At 49.0% G+C, this 14,865-nt stretch carries 19 protein-coding genes; 13 read left to right on the top strand and 6 right to left on the bottom strand.

Translation table 11 applies throughout. The features are described 5' to 3' along the window. Positions 1-134: 134 nt before the first annotated feature. Positions 135-374 carry an AbrB/MazE/SpoVT family DNA-binding domain-containing protein gene (locus LQ229_RS25815; RefSeq protein WP_230193309.1) on the top strand — a complete coding sequence of 80 codons (240 nt, stop codon included), beginning with the start codon at positions 135-137 and terminating at the stop codon, positions 372-374. Beyond that, a complete protein-coding gene (locus LQ229_RS25810) occupies positions 375-698 on the top strand; it encodes a type II toxin-antitoxin system PemK/MazF family toxin (protein ID WP_216537639.1) in 324 nt (107 codons plus the stop codon). Positions 699-774: 76 nt separating this feature from the next. Here the strand turns inward: LQ229_RS25810 and LQ229_RS25805 are convergent, their stop codons facing one another. Both LQ229_RS25805 and LQ229_RS25800 read right to left on the bottom strand, forming a co-directional pair. Further along, complete coding sequence (locus LQ229_RS25805) at positions 775-1,251, bottom strand: GyrI-like domain-containing protein (RefSeq protein ID WP_216537638.1); 477 nt, start codon at positions 1,249-1,251, stop codon at positions 775-777. A gap of 22 nt (positions 1,252-1,273) precedes the next feature. Continuing rightward, complete coding sequence (locus LQ229_RS25800; RefSeq protein ID WP_216537637.1) at positions 1,274-1,753, bottom strand: GyrI-like domain-containing protein; 480 nt, start codon at positions 1,751-1,753, stop codon at positions 1,274-1,276. A gap of 81 nt (positions 1,754-1,834) precedes the next feature. Between LQ229_RS25800 and LQ229_RS25795 the strand changes: the two genes are divergently transcribed. The 3 genes from LQ229_RS25795 (at position 1,835) to LQ229_RS25785 (ending at position 4,425) form a co-directional block, all read left to right on the top strand. Next, a complete protein-coding gene (locus tag LQ229_RS25795; protein WP_253298007.1) occupies positions 1,835-2,821 on the top strand; it encodes an HTH domain-containing protein in 987 nt (328 codons plus the stop codon). Position 2,822: 1 nt separating this feature from the next. After that, positions 2,823-3,770, top strand: coding sequence for a YafY family protein (locus LQ229_RS25790; protein WP_216537636.1), 948 nt, complete (start codon positions 2,823-2,825; stop codon positions 3,768-3,770). Positions 3,771-3,837: 67 nt separating this feature from the next. Beyond that, complete coding sequence (locus LQ229_RS25785) at positions 3,838-4,425, top strand: DinB family protein (RefSeq protein ID WP_216537635.1); 588 nt, start codon at positions 3,838-3,840, stop codon at positions 4,423-4,425. A 68-nt stretch (positions 4,426-4,493) separates the two neighbouring features. Here LQ229_RS25785 and LQ229_RS25780 read toward each other — a convergent pair whose 3' ends face one another. Beyond that, positions 4,494-5,462 (bottom strand): DUF3137 domain-containing protein, encoded by a 969-nt coding sequence (locus LQ229_RS25780; RefSeq protein WP_216537634.1) that lies wholly within the window; start codon positions 5,460-5,462, stop codon positions 4,494-4,496. A gap of 165 nt (positions 5,463-5,627) precedes the next feature. Here LQ229_RS25780 and LQ229_RS25775 point away from each other — a divergent pair, with 165 nt between their 5' ends. Both LQ229_RS25775 and LQ229_RS25770 read left to right on the top strand, forming a co-directional pair. Beyond that, the gene (locus LQ229_RS25775) at positions 5,628-6,179 is read left to right on the top strand and encodes a LemA family protein (protein WP_216537633.1); all 552 of its coding nucleotides are present in this window, start codon (positions 5,628-5,630) and stop codon (positions 6,177-6,179) included. A 163-nt stretch (positions 6,180-6,342) separates the two neighbouring features. Continuing rightward, on the top strand, positions 6,343-6,948 hold the full coding sequence (locus LQ229_RS25770) for a dihydrofolate reductase family protein (protein ID WP_216537632.1): 606 nt from the start codon (positions 6,343-6,345) through the stop codon (positions 6,946-6,948). A 278-nt stretch (positions 6,949-7,226) separates the two neighbouring features. Here LQ229_RS25770 and LQ229_RS25765 read toward each other — a convergent pair whose 3' ends face one another. Beyond that, entirely contained in the window at positions 7,227-8,411 is a 1,185-nt protein-coding gene (locus tag LQ229_RS25765) for an MFS transporter (RefSeq protein ID WP_216537631.1), read from the bottom strand. A 147-nt stretch (positions 8,412-8,558) separates the two neighbouring features. Between LQ229_RS25765 and LQ229_RS25760 the strand changes: the two genes are divergently transcribed. Continuing rightward, a complete protein-coding gene (locus LQ229_RS25760) occupies positions 8,559-8,945 on the top strand; it encodes a helix-turn-helix domain-containing protein (protein ID WP_216537630.1) in 387 nt (128 codons plus the stop codon). 382 nt (positions 8,946-9,327) lie between these two features. Here LQ229_RS25760 and LQ229_RS25755 read toward each other — a convergent pair whose 3' ends face one another. Together LQ229_RS25755 and LQ229_RS25750 are read right to left on the bottom strand one after the other, a co-directional pair. Continuing rightward, the gene (locus tag LQ229_RS25755) at positions 9,328-10,536 is read right to left on the bottom strand and encodes an IS4 family transposase (protein WP_230193308.1); all 1,209 of its coding nucleotides are present in this window, start codon (positions 10,534-10,536) and stop codon (positions 9,328-9,330) included. A 61-nt stretch (positions 10,537-10,597) separates the two neighbouring features. Beyond that, entirely contained in the window at positions 10,598-10,900 is a 303-nt protein-coding gene (locus tag LQ229_RS25750; RefSeq protein WP_230193307.1) for a DUF3116 family protein, read from the bottom strand. 270 nt (positions 10,901-11,170) lie between these two features. Between LQ229_RS25750 and LQ229_RS25745 the strand changes: the two genes are divergently transcribed. From LQ229_RS25745 to LQ229_RS25725, 5 genes are all read left to right on the top strand, one after another. After that, a complete protein-coding gene (locus tag LQ229_RS25745; protein ID WP_216537627.1) occupies positions 11,171-11,794 on the top strand; it encodes a hypothetical protein in 624 nt (207 codons plus the stop codon). Positions 11,795-11,866: 72 nt separating this feature from the next. Continuing rightward, positions 11,867-12,382, top strand: a complete 516-nt coding sequence (locus LQ229_RS25740) for a hypothetical protein (RefSeq protein ID WP_230193306.1) — start codon at positions 11,867-11,869, stop codon at positions 12,380-12,382. Further along, positions 12,379-13,227, top strand: coding sequence for a hypothetical protein (locus LQ229_RS25735; protein WP_230193305.1), 849 nt, complete (start codon positions 12,379-12,381; stop codon positions 13,225-13,227). Before LQ229_RS25740 ends, LQ229_RS25735 begins: the two co-directional genes overlap by 4 nt. A gap of 14 nt (positions 13,228-13,241) precedes the next feature. Continuing rightward, on the top strand, positions 13,242-14,051 hold the full coding sequence (locus LQ229_RS25730) for a replication-relaxation family protein (RefSeq protein WP_230193304.1): 810 nt from the start codon (positions 13,242-13,244) through the stop codon (positions 14,049-14,051). After that, on the top strand, positions 14,021-14,755 hold the full coding sequence (locus LQ229_RS25725; protein ID WP_230193303.1) for a YafY family protein: 735 nt from the start codon (positions 14,021-14,023) through the stop codon (positions 14,753-14,755). The genes LQ229_RS25730 and LQ229_RS25725 overlap by 31 nt, the downstream gene beginning before the upstream one ends. The last annotated feature ends 110 nt before the right edge of the window (positions 14,756-14,865 follow it).

Raw genomic sequence — 14,865 nt, 5'->3', positions numbered from 1 at the left:
CCGGAAAGTCCAGTCCCAGATGAAATTTTCAAAGAACGAGCCTGGAAATTTCGAGGCCGTTTTCCATCCCCCTCAGGGGATGGAAACTAACCTATAAGAGCTTTCAAAAGATACTATACGAGGGAGGACTCTCCATGACGACAACCGTACAAAAATGGGGCAACAGTCTCGGCATTCGTATTCCCAGCCGGATCGCGGAAAAGATTGCGGTCAGCCAAGGTTCGGAAGTGGACTTGATTGTGGGCGACGATCATTCGCTCATCGTAATACCTAAAAAGAAAAAGCCGACATTGGAAGAATTGTTGGCCCAATGCAAACCGGAAAATCGACACGATGAAATGGATTTCGGCGCAGAGGGGAAGGAATTGCTCTAGATGAGTGCAGATCGAGGAGATCTCGTATGGATAAATTTTAATCCCCAAGCAGGTCACGAACAAGCTGGCAGAAGAGCTGCAATCGTGCTTTCTCCAAAAAAGTTTAATGAAACGACGGGGTTTGTCTCGGTTTGTCCAATCACGCATACGGTCCGCGGATGGGGGTTTGAAGTGTTGCTCCCCAAAGGGCTGGTGTTTGACGGGGTCATTTTAACGGATCAGATCAAAAATCTGGATTGGAGAGCTGGACGCATTGACATTGTCGGCAAAGCCCCAAATGAAGTCGTCAATGAATGCTTAGACAAAATACACACCTTCTTGTAGCCGGCAGGCCATCCCGCAAAGAAAGGCCATCTCACGAAAAGATGGCCCGAAATCCCAGCATTGTGCATCCGAATCCTTATTTTTTTACCACAGGCACCCAAAATTCGCCGTAGAACGTACCGTCGCCGTTATCTTGGCGAAACGTTGCATTTGGACCGCCGATGTATGCATAATCCGTGATTCGGGGCAACACTTCGCCGAAAGCATGGTAAGTCAGTTGATCAAACAAAGCTTCTTTCTCCCCGTTACCTGCGACCACGACGTACTCGCTCTCCGGAAACTCGATGATGCGCGTCGCGTCAGCCACCGATTTCCTCGCTTCGACCGCGAAATAATTCCACGGTTTGCCTTGATACACCTCGTTGACCGACCATTCGCGATCGTCTTTCGCGGCGGCTTTGAGCTTGTCAAAACGCCCATCCGCCTTGAGTCGGCCCCAAAATTCGGCTTTTTCCTTCAGCAATGCCGACATGTCTTGGAAGTTCGACCGTATCGGGAACCCGTAAGCGGTCAATGTGAATGATTTTTTGTGTTCGATCGTGTAATCTGGCATGGAAACGCTCCTTTATCCGAGATTATCCTGCGACTTTTTTGACACGAAGCCACATTTCGCCGTAAAACTCGCCATTTTCAGCCGGCTTGACGAAGGTGGAGTTGCCCGGACCCACGTATTTATAGTCGGTAATTTGTTGCAGCAAGCCGCCGAAAACTTTGCCCGTGATTTCATCGGCGAGACGGTCTTTGTCAGCGCCTGTGCCAGGCACGACGAGATAATCGCCGGCGAGGAAATCGAGAACGACCGTGCCTTCCAGTTCAAACTCGCCCATCACGCCGAAGCCCCGCCAAGGCTTGCCGCGGACGCTGTGGTTGATTTGGTACAATTGTCCGTCGGCGAGCGCGAGCAGTTCGGCTAGCTTGCCGTTTTCCGTAATTTCCGCTTTTAATGCTGCCGTTTTGGCCGCGTTGCCTGCCCAATCGTTGTAGTCTTCAAGTGTAACACCGAAAGCCGTCATTTTGAAGTTTTCCGGGACGGTTTGGATGGAGTAGTGAGTCACTATGTTCGCTCCTTTGCGGTTTTATTTACAAGACTGATTCTATTGGTCAAATGTATCAAAAAGTGATACGATTTATGTACCATGAAAAAAACGGAACGAATTAACCTTATCATGCGCTACATCAATAATCGCGCGCATTTTACGATTGCCGAGATTCAGCGGGAGTTCAAGATTTCCCGCGCGACGGCGATTCGCGACATTAATGAGATTCAGGCGATGGGGTTTCCGCTGACGACGGAAGTTGGGCGCGGCGGCGGCTACTCTGTTTTGCAAAACCGGTATTTGCCCGCCGTTCGCTTCACGCCGGATGAGCTGAAGGCGATTTTTATCAGCTTTATCGCGTCCAAAAATTCGCAGCTGCCTTATCTGCATAATCGCCGCTCGATCACGGAAAAACTGATTGGCATCGCGTCGCAAACCCAGCAAGACGAACTGATTGAGCTGAATCGTATCCTGCTTTTTGAAAATACGAATCCGGCGAATCCGAATCTTCTGGAGCTTGATGATGCCGCGCCTCCGGAATTGAACCAGCTGATTTCGCTTGCCGTGCGGGATCGGCACTTGCGCTTGACTTATGAGCTAAGTCCCGGCTGGCCGCAGTTGATGGACGTTTTTTTGCTGCATATTTTCAACTCAAACGCGCAGTGGCTTGCCGAGGTATATGATTTGGATACGGACGAGTTTCGATACTTGCCTGTGGAGATGTTGAGGGATTCCGCCATTTCCGGGCAGAAGATGAAATGTACCGAGCAAGAGATTATGGATAAAAAACTGGTTCGTACCCGGGAGTCCAATCTTGTTGTGAAGCTGGATGCGGCCGGGATTCGGCGCTTTAAGCGCATGCATCCGCCTGGGATTATTTTGTCCCTTACCGGGATGTTCCAGTCGAGCGGGATCTTTCATGTTCAATTGGATGTGTCCGATGCCGAGGCGCTCGAGTACTACGCGGATTGGCTTTTGTTTTTGGGAAAAGGGGTCGAGTTTGAGCGGATTCCGGATGAGCTGCGCAATCTATTGGAAGAGCGTTTGGCACAATTAACATTTCCTCAAAGAAGTGGAAGAGGATGATATGAACAAAACCGATCGGATGTTAGCCATCGTCATTGAGTTGCAACGTAAAGGCGTGTTGCGCGCCGAGGATTTGGCTGCCAAGTTTGAGACGAGTGTCCGCACGATTTACCGAGACGTTCAAGCGCTAAGCGAAGCGGGTGTTCCAATCGCGGGTGCTCCGGGGAGAGGTTACTCCTTAATGGAAGGCTATTTTCTTCCTCCCGTCAGCTTCACGGCTGAGGAAGCGGTGGCGCTGCTCATTGGGACGGATTTCGTCGAAATGAGGCTGGATGCCGAGTACGGCGCGAAGGCCCGAAGTTCGCAGGAGAAGATCGAGGCGATTTTACCGGAGAACGTACGCGAGGAGACCGAACGGATCCGATCGGCGATCCGGTTGCTGAATGAAAAAGGGGCGAAGATGCGAGAGAAGGAAAAAGAGACGTTCGAACAGTTGCGCCGTGCGATTCTGCGGAAGCGCAAGGTTCATTTCCGCTACTCTAAAAACTTGCCGGATTCGGACGGAACGCGTCATAGCGAACGAACGGTTGATCCGTACGGACTCGTTTTTTCCCAAGGAGCGTGGGTGCTTGTGGCGTTCTGCCGGCTGAGACACGACATCCGGCACTTTCGGCTGTCTCGCATCAACGAGCTTGCCGTTCTGGAAGATTCGTTCCGGGTCATTCCGGGTTTTCGCTTTCAGGATCACCGGCCTGTTGACGATCGGAAGGTGACCGTCCGCATCTTGGTCGACCACGCCATTGTGGACCGGGTTCAGGAATCGGACAATTTCTATATGGAGTCTTTGGAACCGGGGGAAGAAGGCTGGCTGGCGACGTTCCGCGTCCGGCGGGTGGAGGATCTCCTTCAATGGACGCTTGGCTGGGGGGCGGCGGTGCGTGTGCAGGGGCCGGAATCGTTGCGCGAACGGGTGCGCGAGGAAATCGAAAAAATGCTTGAACGCTACTGACAAACAGCTGTCAGTAGCGTTTTTGTATGCTGGATTCATCTTAAAGAAAAAGGAGCTGGATTCGGCAATGGATACGAAAGAGACGTTGCGTAAATTCGAGGAGACGGTCAGCGGTTATATTCGAGAATTAGACGGCACAAGTCTTGATCAGTTGGTTTGGAAGCCGGCGGAAGACGAATGGTCGCTTGGCCAGATGTACATGCATTTAATTCGTTCCGCGCAGTTTATGCATTTGCGGAACGCCGCATTGTGCCTTGAACCGAACGGCAGCCCTGAGGTCTCCCGGGCGGGAAAGACGAAGCAGGGAGAGGAATTGTTCCAGACGGGGAGCTTCCCGCCGGTTCGAATCCGCGTTCCCCCGTCCCCGCAGTACACGCCGCCGCAACCGGAAAGCAAGCAACAACTCGCCGACGGGCTGCGGGAAACGGTACGCCGGATGATTGAGATTGAACCGGCGATTGCGTCGGAGTTTGATCCGGTGTCCCTGGCGCGGTTGGAACCGGGGAAGGAGATCGTTCGGAATACGGTTCTCCATCCGCATTTCGGCGGTTTGAACGCGCTGGAATGGTTCCAACTGATCGAGATGCATTATCGCCACCATTTGCGCCAGAAGAAGCGACTGTACGAAGCTTGGAGGGAAGCGCACAAGCGATGAATGCGGCATCCGATAAAGGATGGCCGCAAACTTGCCGTTACCGCCAGCGCGGAGAACCGCATCATGGATCAGCCGCGTCTCTTGGCCCGCTTGTTCCAGATGCGCAGGTTCAGGTTCAGCAGTTCGATGATGTCCATGATCGCTTTGATCTCGTCATAGGTGCGTTTCATTCCGCCGGCATCAAGCTTCTTCAGGCCATCGGATTCGAAAAAGTCGACGTTATGAATCGAGATGACCAGCATGCCTTCATGAAGGCAAATCGCCATACCCTTCCTTGGAAACAGCTTGCGCAGGTTGATCATTCGTTCCTGCATGTTGGCAGGCAGCAAATATCGGGCTGTAATCTCGTCGGTCGTGGTAATCCTAAATATCCGGTCGAATTCATGGCTGTCGCTGTTCATTTGAGAGCCGATCCTGGTTAAACGCCGATATATTTTTCCTGTTCGTGTCGTTAGCGTTGTCGTCCCTTCGAATGCTTTGTGGAAATCGGCAATGAACACGAGACCATTGTATACGGTAAGGTTGATATCTTGATTGGCAAAGGGGATATCGCGGTTATGTTTGAAGGTGAGATCCGAAAATTGAAAATCCGTGCTTCCCAGGTATCCGCTGAAAAAATCCTCCCCCTCAAGGAAGATGCGATCTGCTTTATACTTCCCGAATAAAGGGATGTTGAAGAGGAGATGTTCGCTGACATGCTTCGATTGATTGTATCTGCATTGAACTGAAGTTTTGCCCGGGGCGTCAGCATTGGAGAAGCTTTTGATCATGTCCGTGACCAATCGCGGCATGATCAGCTTCTTGTATTCTTTGCTGTAATTTTTATGAGCCAGCCTATACATGAAAATGAAAAAGGGAACAGAAACGACCACAGCTCCAATATTAAAAAAGTAAACCCCAAAAAGGAATAATCCGCCGCAAAGCAACGGCGCAATCAGATAACGTCCGAGCAGTGCCTTTTTTCGATGCTTTTCCAATTCGGCCCATTCTTTGGTTCCGGAAAGTTGCTGTATAAAGTTCTCATAATCCGGGATCATTTGTTTTCCTCCGCCTAATAGCCGTGTTAAACCGTTCCGGCCGATTCTCTCATGCTCTATATCCTCATGATTCGACAGTTTCTGCTAAAATTCCTTGTTATTTTTTCACAATTGCAATACTATATTCATAGTGTTTGAGAAACACAAAATGAAAGGGCGGAGGGTATGATTATTGCTTCAGTCATTATTGCAGTCATCGTGCTGTATCTCATCTACTTGTACAACCGGTTGTTCAAGATGCGGAACCGGATTCGGGAGGCGTTTCAAGCGGTAGAGGTGTATTTGCAGCAGCGATTTGACACGCTGATCCAGATCGGCGAAGCAGTGGTTGCATATGCCAAGCACGAACGCGATACGCTCAAGGAAATAACGGCCATGAGACAAGGTCTCGCCGGCCGTTCGATATCCGAGAAGCTGCAAGCTTACGAGGATTTGAATCAAAAATTGGAAGGAATTCGGATTCAAGCCGAAGACTACCCGCAGTTACAGGCGAGTCGCAACTTCCTCCACCTGCAGCATACGGTGAACGACCTGGAAGAGAAGTTGTCCGCCGCCCGTCGTACATACAACGCCAATGTCATTGCTTACAATAATGCAATCGGCATGATTCCGGCGGTTTTGTTCGCCGGTATGTTCGGCTTTAAAGCGGAGTCGATGTATGAAGTTCCGGAATCGAAAAAGCAAGAAATCGATATGAAACAATTGTTGAAAGGTTAAGCGTTTGCACTGTAAAGCATCTATAGCCACTGCGGCTGCAGATGCTTTTTTCATGTGAATAAATGCAGCTAACAAAGAGCATTCTTGCGGGGAAATAATCGGATAAGGTTTTCGCCTTATTAAGGTTACGGAAATTTGTAAATCGGATATTGGAGGATCTTTCATGAGAAAAATGATTGTGCTCGAACATATCTCCCTTGATGGTGTCATACAAGGGCCGGGCCGGCCGGACGAAGATACCAGCGAAGGCTTTACGTACGGCGGATGGATTGCGCCATACTCTGATGAATCCCTTGGGGCGATCTTGAGAAAGCAGATGAACCAAACATTCGATTTATTGTTAGGGCGCAAAACCTTTGAAATTTGGGCATCGTATTGGCCGCAACATGGAGATATATGGCCTGAGGTTAACAAGGCGACCAAATACGTCGCCTCGAATACAATAACAACCGGCGATTGGCAGCCGTCCGTGATTTTAAGTGGAGATATTGCGGAAAAAGTCAGCAAGATCAAGCGACAGCAAGGACCGGACTTGCATGTTTGGGGAAGTGGGGAACTCATTCAAACACTTCTCAAGCATGACTTGGTAGATGTGTTTTGGCTGATGATCTACCCGATAACGTTAGGCTGTGGAAAGCGACTGTTTGCCGATGGCACAATCCCGGCGGCATTCAAGGTTACGGAAAGCTATACCACTCCGAATGGGGTTATTATTGTCAGTTACGAGCGTGCAGGCGCAATAAGAACCGAAAGCTCCGACCTATTGTAGAATGAACATTGCAAGCGAACAAGGAAATTGTGCGATAATTTTCGAAAAAGTCATGGCCCAAATCACGGAGAAATGGACCGGAGAAAGCCGCGTTGAAGAAGCCGTTGGACGAGCACAATGCGGAGTGGAGCAGACCCCATAGCGTGTGCATGACCTTGGAATTGTAAACGAATGCGGCATCTCCCGGGATTCATCCCATTCGTGCGTGTACGAGAGCTCAGATATCTCTCCGATTCCCCTTCTCTGATCTCCACTCCGCATCTGAAACGGCCCTTCAATCAACGTGAACCGGACGGCTCGCTCGTACGCAGCGTTTGGCGATCCCGAAGCCAGGCATAGCTGCTTAGGATGATGCCGGCCGTCGTTACGCAGGCGCCTACGAAATAGATGGACCTTAGCCCAAAACCTCCGTGGATGACCGCGCCTCCCCACCATGCCGCCAAGGCGGCCGCAAGCTGGTACGCGGAAGCGTTGACGGCGATCGCGAGTGTCGGCGCGGACCGGGCGGTTGCGAACACCCTCGTCTGCATGCCGGGAATCACCGAGAAGCACAATGCGCCCATCAGGAAGACCAGGACGGCGGCAACAAACGCGTCGGAAGCAAATAGCCCGAACAAGAGAAGGCAGGCGGCAAGCGAAGCCAGCAAGGACACTTGCGACGTCATCGGCGCGCGGTCGGACAACCGGCCGCCGATGAAATTTCCGATCGTCGCCCCTACTCCGTATGCCAGCAATAATAGGGCTACCGATTCCTCGCTGAATCCGCTGATGCTTGTCAACAACGGCGAGAGGTAGGTAAAGACGGCAAGTTGTCCGGCGTTGCCAATCGCGGTGACGGCGATCGCGATCAACACGTCGGGACTCCGGAAAACCCGCCATTCCGTCCAGACGGAGGTTCGTGAAGATTCGCGCGGGAGATTCGGGACCAGGCGGATCACCAGAAGCCATCCGACGGCACCGCATAGGGCGATCGCCATGAAGGTGGCCCTCCACCCCGCATGGGTTCCGATGAAGGTCCCGATCGGCGCGCCCAGGATCATCGACAGGTTCATTCCGAAAGCAAGCATCGACACCGCGGACGCCTGTTTCCCTGCCGGAGCGGTAGAAGCCGCAATCACGATCGCGTTGGCGAAGAAGGTGGCGGTCACCAGTGACGTGATCATCCGCGCTGCGAACAGAGCGGGATAATTCGGGGCGACCGCCGACACCAAATTCCCGATCACCGATACCGCAAGAAGCCAAACGATGAGCGGTTTGCGGGAGAAACGGACGGTGAGCGACGTAAGCAGCGGCCCGCCGACGATCATGCCGATCGCGTAGGCGGTGACCAATAGACCCGCGTCCGATATCGAGATCCGCAGGTCATCCGCGATCGCGGGAAGGATTCCCGCGATGACGAACTCGCCCGTTGTATTGCCGAAGACGCATACGATAAGCGCAAGAACGATCCAAATATTTCTCATCCGGCACCACCTCTCGAGGAGATTTTGCGCCGTTTTCCGGAAAGCGACGATCTAAATATAGAACGACCTGTAACGAAATGCAATAACGCACATTTTTGTGCTATGATAACAAAAATGGAACAATTGAACGGATCGGAGGGGAAGCAAATGGGGAAGGGGAATACGCCTTACGGCTGCCCGATGGAAGTCACGCTGGATGTGATCGGGGGTAAATGGAAAGGCATTATCCTGGGTTTGCTGGCCGAAAAAACGAGGCGGTTCACGGAAATCAAACGCGAGCTTCCGGACATTACGCAGCGAATCTTGACATTGCAGTTGAGAGAGCTGGAGGCGGACGGCATCATCAGCCGGACGGTATACCAGGAGGTTCCGCCGAAGGTGGAATATACATTGACCGAATTCGGCCGAACGTTGAAGCCGATTTTGCTGGCCATGCACGAGTGGGGAGACCGATATGGCAGCGAAGTCATCAAGAGGAAACAAGGGACACATGCCCCGCCGGCATGCGACTTTACGCCCTTCTTGAAGGAGTAGTCGAACTGCATATTGGGAAAAATGCCCGGTGGCGTCCTTTAAATTCCAGCCCTATTGGCCATGTTGGATTCTAACGGCTGTCAGCGCCGTTATTTCGCGAAAAACAGCCGGACTCCGATTGTAACGGTTGCCAGCGCCGTTATTTTCGTCTGCAGACCTGAATCATCACTAGCCTTGTAAAAAAACTTACATGGTTGTTTGGGTTTGAGGTAGATTGAACTGTTCCGGTGAATCGGTTTGTACAATATGGGGAAATAGAACACGCAGAAATATTTATTCGAATTATCAGAATTTTATCTCTTGATCATATGGACAAAAACGGTAACGATGCTTTGAATGTGGCATGTTACCGTTTACAAAACGATGTAGTCTGCTGTGCGCTTCACCTGATGATGATGTGCACTGGTTTCAGCTTAGGAGGGTGTTTCCTAGGTCGCCCTCTCTTCTTCTTCCTTCGCCCCTGACTCGATCTCGTTGGTGTACGATTTAACTCAGCCAGCAATTCCTCAACGGGACGATCTGCATATCGGTTGAGCGCCTGTAGGATCTGCCAGCAGCTTTTCTCAGGCTTCACGGTCAACCGAATCAGTTCGCAGAGGGCGTAGGCGATCAGTGTCAGGTAAATCTGATTCCACACGGCTTCCGGTTTGTAGCTGTACAGTTTTGTTAGGCGGAGATGCTGCTTCATCCATTTGAAGAACAGTTCGATCTTCCATCGATACCGGTAGATTTCACTGATCTCCTCAGCCATAAGATCCCAACGATTCGTCACCACGCGAATCTTGCACTTCTGCTTCTTGTCGTTCACGTATTCGTATTCAACGAGCCGCAGTTTGAATGCGGCTTCGGTTTTCGGATCCTTCCATTCGACGTCGGCGTCCAAGAGGATGTGGTTTTGTTCTGTAACATCACGTTTCTCCAGCACACGGAATCGGTTGTTTGCTTTCACTCGAGCGACGAACTGGTTGCCGCGCTGTACCCATTTCCGATAGTGGGCGAAGTTGATGTAGCCGCGGTCAAACACATAGGTGTTCATCGTATCAACTACAAGATCGAGTGCTACTTCTTGATCCGAAACGGCGGCGGTGGACAGGATGACTTCCTCCGGGCAAACACTGTCGGCATCGGCGACCAGCAATCGAGTATGCATCTTCACCGCATTTTTGCTGGATGATGTGTACGCCCAGGTTCCGTTGACGCGTGGAAGTCGAATTTCCGTCGAGTCAACGGTTGCCAACTTGCCTAACTTCTTAATCCCTGTCTTCCCGGCATAGCAGAGTGCGATCGCCTTGACGACCGAGGCAAACAAGTCTTGAAGCAGATCCAGCGGTAACTTCTCCAGCTTGCGACATAAGGTGGAACCGTGAATGGATTTGATTCCGATCCACTGTTGCATCCATTCCTTGGCTCTAAGATTGTTCGCAATGTCGTCGAGGGAATCGCGTTTATTCCAAGCGGCCTCCAGGAACAACAACAGGGCCTTACCCGTATGGAGCTTCTGCGCACGATGATCGAAGAGAATATCCTTGTAATTCACATCAAACCAATGAAAGCATTGACGAAACACATGAGATGGTATATCGTTACCCATGGTGAGTCTCCTTTGTGATGGAGTGGGTAACATGCCTACCCCATAACAATAGGAGATTTTTTTACTCGTTCAGATTATGGAATAAATCATGAAACTCCTCATACACAGTTTTACCCAGTGGAGTCAAACTGTAAAGTTTCTGCCGACCGCTAGTATTAAACCTAACAAAACCTAGTGCTTCAATCCAACAAAGTGCATAGTTAAGTTCACCGCGACGGACCCTGCTTTCAAGAGACAAATCTTCCTTGTTGTAATCTTTTTTTGATAAGGCTTGCATAACAAGCTTGGGGGCGTTAGGAAGATTGTTAATCATAGATTCTAAATATGGTTTTAACTGCATAGACAGATCGAAATCATTGGTCATTGACATTTCACCGAACCTTTCAGGAAACTAATATATATATTAACACACAGTCTAACTAAATAATATACTTCAATCAGAGCGATTGCCTTCCAAATGATTACTGATTTCCCGACAAGATCGCGTCAAATAAAAACCAATGCCCTAGTCCATTTTACCCAATTTACATCAAGATTTACAGAGAAGGAAAGAAAACTTTAGAAAAATTTTGCGCTTATAGAATTTGGCCTTATAATAAGTCTTACAATAAGATGATGGGAAGGGGGCGGCGTCATGCACCACTTCATTGATCCTTCAATTAAACCGATCGTTACAACGAACTTAGATGGTCAAGTGCTCTATATTCGTACACACGGATTGACCCACTACGGTTTTCCGGATCTCTACCTGGACGGAACAATAGAGGACTATGAATTGCTTTTCTATGCGATTCTCGACAGAATATATGCGCTGGAGTTTGATTTTGAGGGAGCTTGGATTTTCAATGGTCGCTTGTTACTATTTGAGGTCGACGAAGTGGAGAACGTCGCCAAAATCATTTTCCCAAAAGCAGAGGACGTAAGCATCATCACCATCAACAATCCTATTACCGAAAAGCCCGTAAGATACATCAGTAAAGGCTTGAAAGAACTGTTTAATCATCCCGAAGCGAATATTGCTGCAGATATTCCTTTTGCAAAAGGGATACTGTTGCATCTGGTTGAACAGGTCGCAAAGGGAGAATCCTATGATGTCGATTCATATATCGTGTTTGAGGACTTCGAATACGGAATAGTTCCATCTCACAATCGCGTTGGTGACATCGAGTTAAATATCCAAGTAGTAAAACGTTCAAGTCAAAAGCCGATTACTCGAAGGATCGCAAAAAATGGTTCGCATTTAAGAAGGGTGAAATAATACCCTTCATTTTTTTTGTTTACTATTGTAGTATATTTATATGTATATATAATAACTAAATAACTAATATACATGAGAAAGGAGACCATTGATGAAAGGAGCATTAGATTGGTTGATGAAAGATTAGTCAGCGAATTGGAATTTGTGCTAACGCACCCGTCATGTAATGTTGAACGGGTAGAAAACTTCTATAACAACTGCCTAATAATGAACGAATCGGTCCCGATCTATGCCTTCGTAACGACAATGAAACGGATAAATCCGGGCCTTTTAAGGGAATGGTCAAAGCAGAACACAGCAGTCCGAATGGCACTCGATGATTTGGGCGTAAAGCTTTACACCCTTGGAAGTCCTGAAAAATACTCCCTACATATCCAAATAGACCTATCGGGACGTTCTCCATCACGTGGCCTATATCAAGTCACGTGGCATTCGGAAATGGATGAAAAGACGGTGAGCGGCATGTTCAAGAGGCGGGCGATCAAGGTTACTGATAGGACGCAAGGAGACGTGGAGCTCGTTGGAATCCGAACAGTGACCGATCACAAATACACACTCTATATCAAGACTAGGGAGGAATTCGCATGATAAATGAAGCATTGGCGGCCAATCCGATGCAGGAGTATCGCACCTCGCTGCGGAGGAAACAGATCCATCAGGGAGTGGTGACTGGCGTCGAAGTACACGAGCCGCACGGTAAGAAAATGCAATGTGCGCTCGTCCGACTCAACAATGGCTTGAAAGGTTTGATCTATGAAGATCAATTTGATCGTCACAAGTTCCGTTCGTTGGTCGGTTTTATTGATCATACTATCGACTTCATGGTGCTTGATGTGCAGAAGTTGGGGTTTGACCCGGAGAAAGTCCAAGTGTTTGACGAAGAAAAAGGGATTGTACTGTTATCCCGTATTCAAGCACTCGACGAACTGCAGGAAGAATTCTGGGAGACCGCCCAGGAGGATCATGTTGTCACCGGCACCGTATCTGGTTGGGAAGATGAACGACTCTATCTTTTGGTAAAGGGCGTCTCATGCGTGCTGGCAATCCAAGATTATGAATATGACTGGACACCAACTGCTCGTAATTTGGTCCCTCTCGGAACGTCGCTGACCGTTAAAATTAAGAAGATTGACCGTGAGAAGAAACAAGTTCGCGTTTCTCGTAAGGAACTCCTAGAAGATCCTTGGAATCGCGTTCGAGATAACTATGGAGTAAACAACTACTACTCAGGCGTGGTTACAAGCGTCGTCGAAAATGTCGGCATTTTTGTCAAGCTACAGCCTGGCGTAGAGGCGTTGTGTTGGTTTCCGCCAAAGTCTCCTCCGCATGGCACTCTGGTAGGGAAAAGTGTGAGCCTTCGCATCAAGAATATAGACCAAGAAAAGCGGCGCATTCGGGCAAGGATCATTAAATTCCCACATTTGATTTACTAGCAGGGGGGAGGAGAATGGAATACCACGTGTCTCCGTTAATTAAAACAGGGGACCAACCGACGCTGCAGCCAAAGCCAGTTTGGGATGATCCTTATGCTTATATAACGGGTATGGATCCCCTAACACGGCACGAGTTTTACTACATTGAAGAAAAAATTAAGCAAGGTTGGATAACCGAAAGGGACATTGAAATCGTTCGATTTTTATTTGTCCACCGTTGGATTACGCTACCGCAGATTCAGCGATTATTCTTCCCTGATGCTGAGAGGGATGAAACTACCAAGAAACGAGTCAGAAAGCTGCTCAAACACGGGTTGATTCGAAGAATACAATGGAAAAGTTATGCGAACCCCAATGAAAATCGGCAAAGTTATTACGAGCTTGGCGCGAGTGGAGCAGATATTCTTAAATTCCGGTTCGGCGTTCATTTGGGTCATCGAGATCCCAGAGCAACACGACCAACGACAATGCTCTACCGTGCGAAGTACGTCGTTACAAATGAACTGTATATTCAACTTCGCGAAAACTTTAACATGACACACTTCGAATTTCATCCGATACTGATTTTGAAGGAAGAACAGCAAGTTCCAATGGCTAGGTTCAATCTCAAAACTCCCAAAGGCAAATGCATCACATTTTATTTGGTCGTGCATCGGGAGGATGAGAAATGGATGAAAACACTCAGGTATCAAGCTCAATTCTATAAGCAATACCTCACTGAAGTTGAAAGAGAGGCCATCTTGGTTTTTCTCGTGCGATACGATGAAAAAAACGATCGACATGAGGTGAACCATTGCAAAAATCACAGCGACTCATCCAATTGATAATGCGGATCAACGCCAAACCATCCTTTACCGTTAGAGAACTGGCCGATGAATTTGGCCTGTCCACTCGAACGATTACGAGGGATCTGCTAGAACTAAGCGAACTCGGTGTTCCGGTATATTCCATTCAGGGAAGAGGAGGAGGCTATAGGCTGCTCCAAGAGAGACTTCTGCCGCCGATCAGCTTTACAGAGGGCGAAGCTCTCGCCATGTTTTTCGCGTGTCAGACGATGGATTATTATAGCTCCTTACCTTTTGGAAAGGGGGCCGACTCGGCACTTCATAAGTTTTATCATTATTTGCCTGCCGATGTAAGAGAACAGATTGATCGTCTTAAGAACAGGATTATGTTCTGGAGCCCTTATCGATTGATGTCAGCGGAGATTCTTCAAACTCTCCTGAAAGCGATTATGATCGGTAGTGTAGTCAACATCGAGTATCGATCCAGCAGCGGGGTGTCGGAGCGGAATATTCAGCCGATCGGTCTGTATGCCAGTTCGGGATATTGGTATTGTCCCGCTTATTGCTTCACTAAGGAGGACATAAGGCAGTTCAGAGCCGACCGAATCCTTTCCGCGAAGCTCGACGAAACCATTGCATGCCGGGAAGACGTAAGCCAGAAGACGTTATTGGATAAACCCAATAACAATGATCGAGAACAGATTGCCCTTGAACTTGAGATGACGAAAAAAGTCCAGCGGTAAGATGTCAAGCCCCTGATTCATGAGAATTGGAAATTTACTTTAAGGAACAGGTCAATGAGTCAGGAAAAAAGACAACACCAAACTAAACCCAGTTCAAAAATCGAGTTTTT

The sequence above is a fragment of the Paenibacillus sp. CECT 9249 genome, from assembly GCF_918697855.1.
Taxonomy (GTDB): Bacteria; Bacillota; Bacilli; order Paenibacillales; family Paenibacillaceae; genus MSJ-34.
The sequence above is the reverse complement of the archived record's forward strand: the minus strand, read 5'-3'. Positions and strand labels throughout refer to the sequence as shown.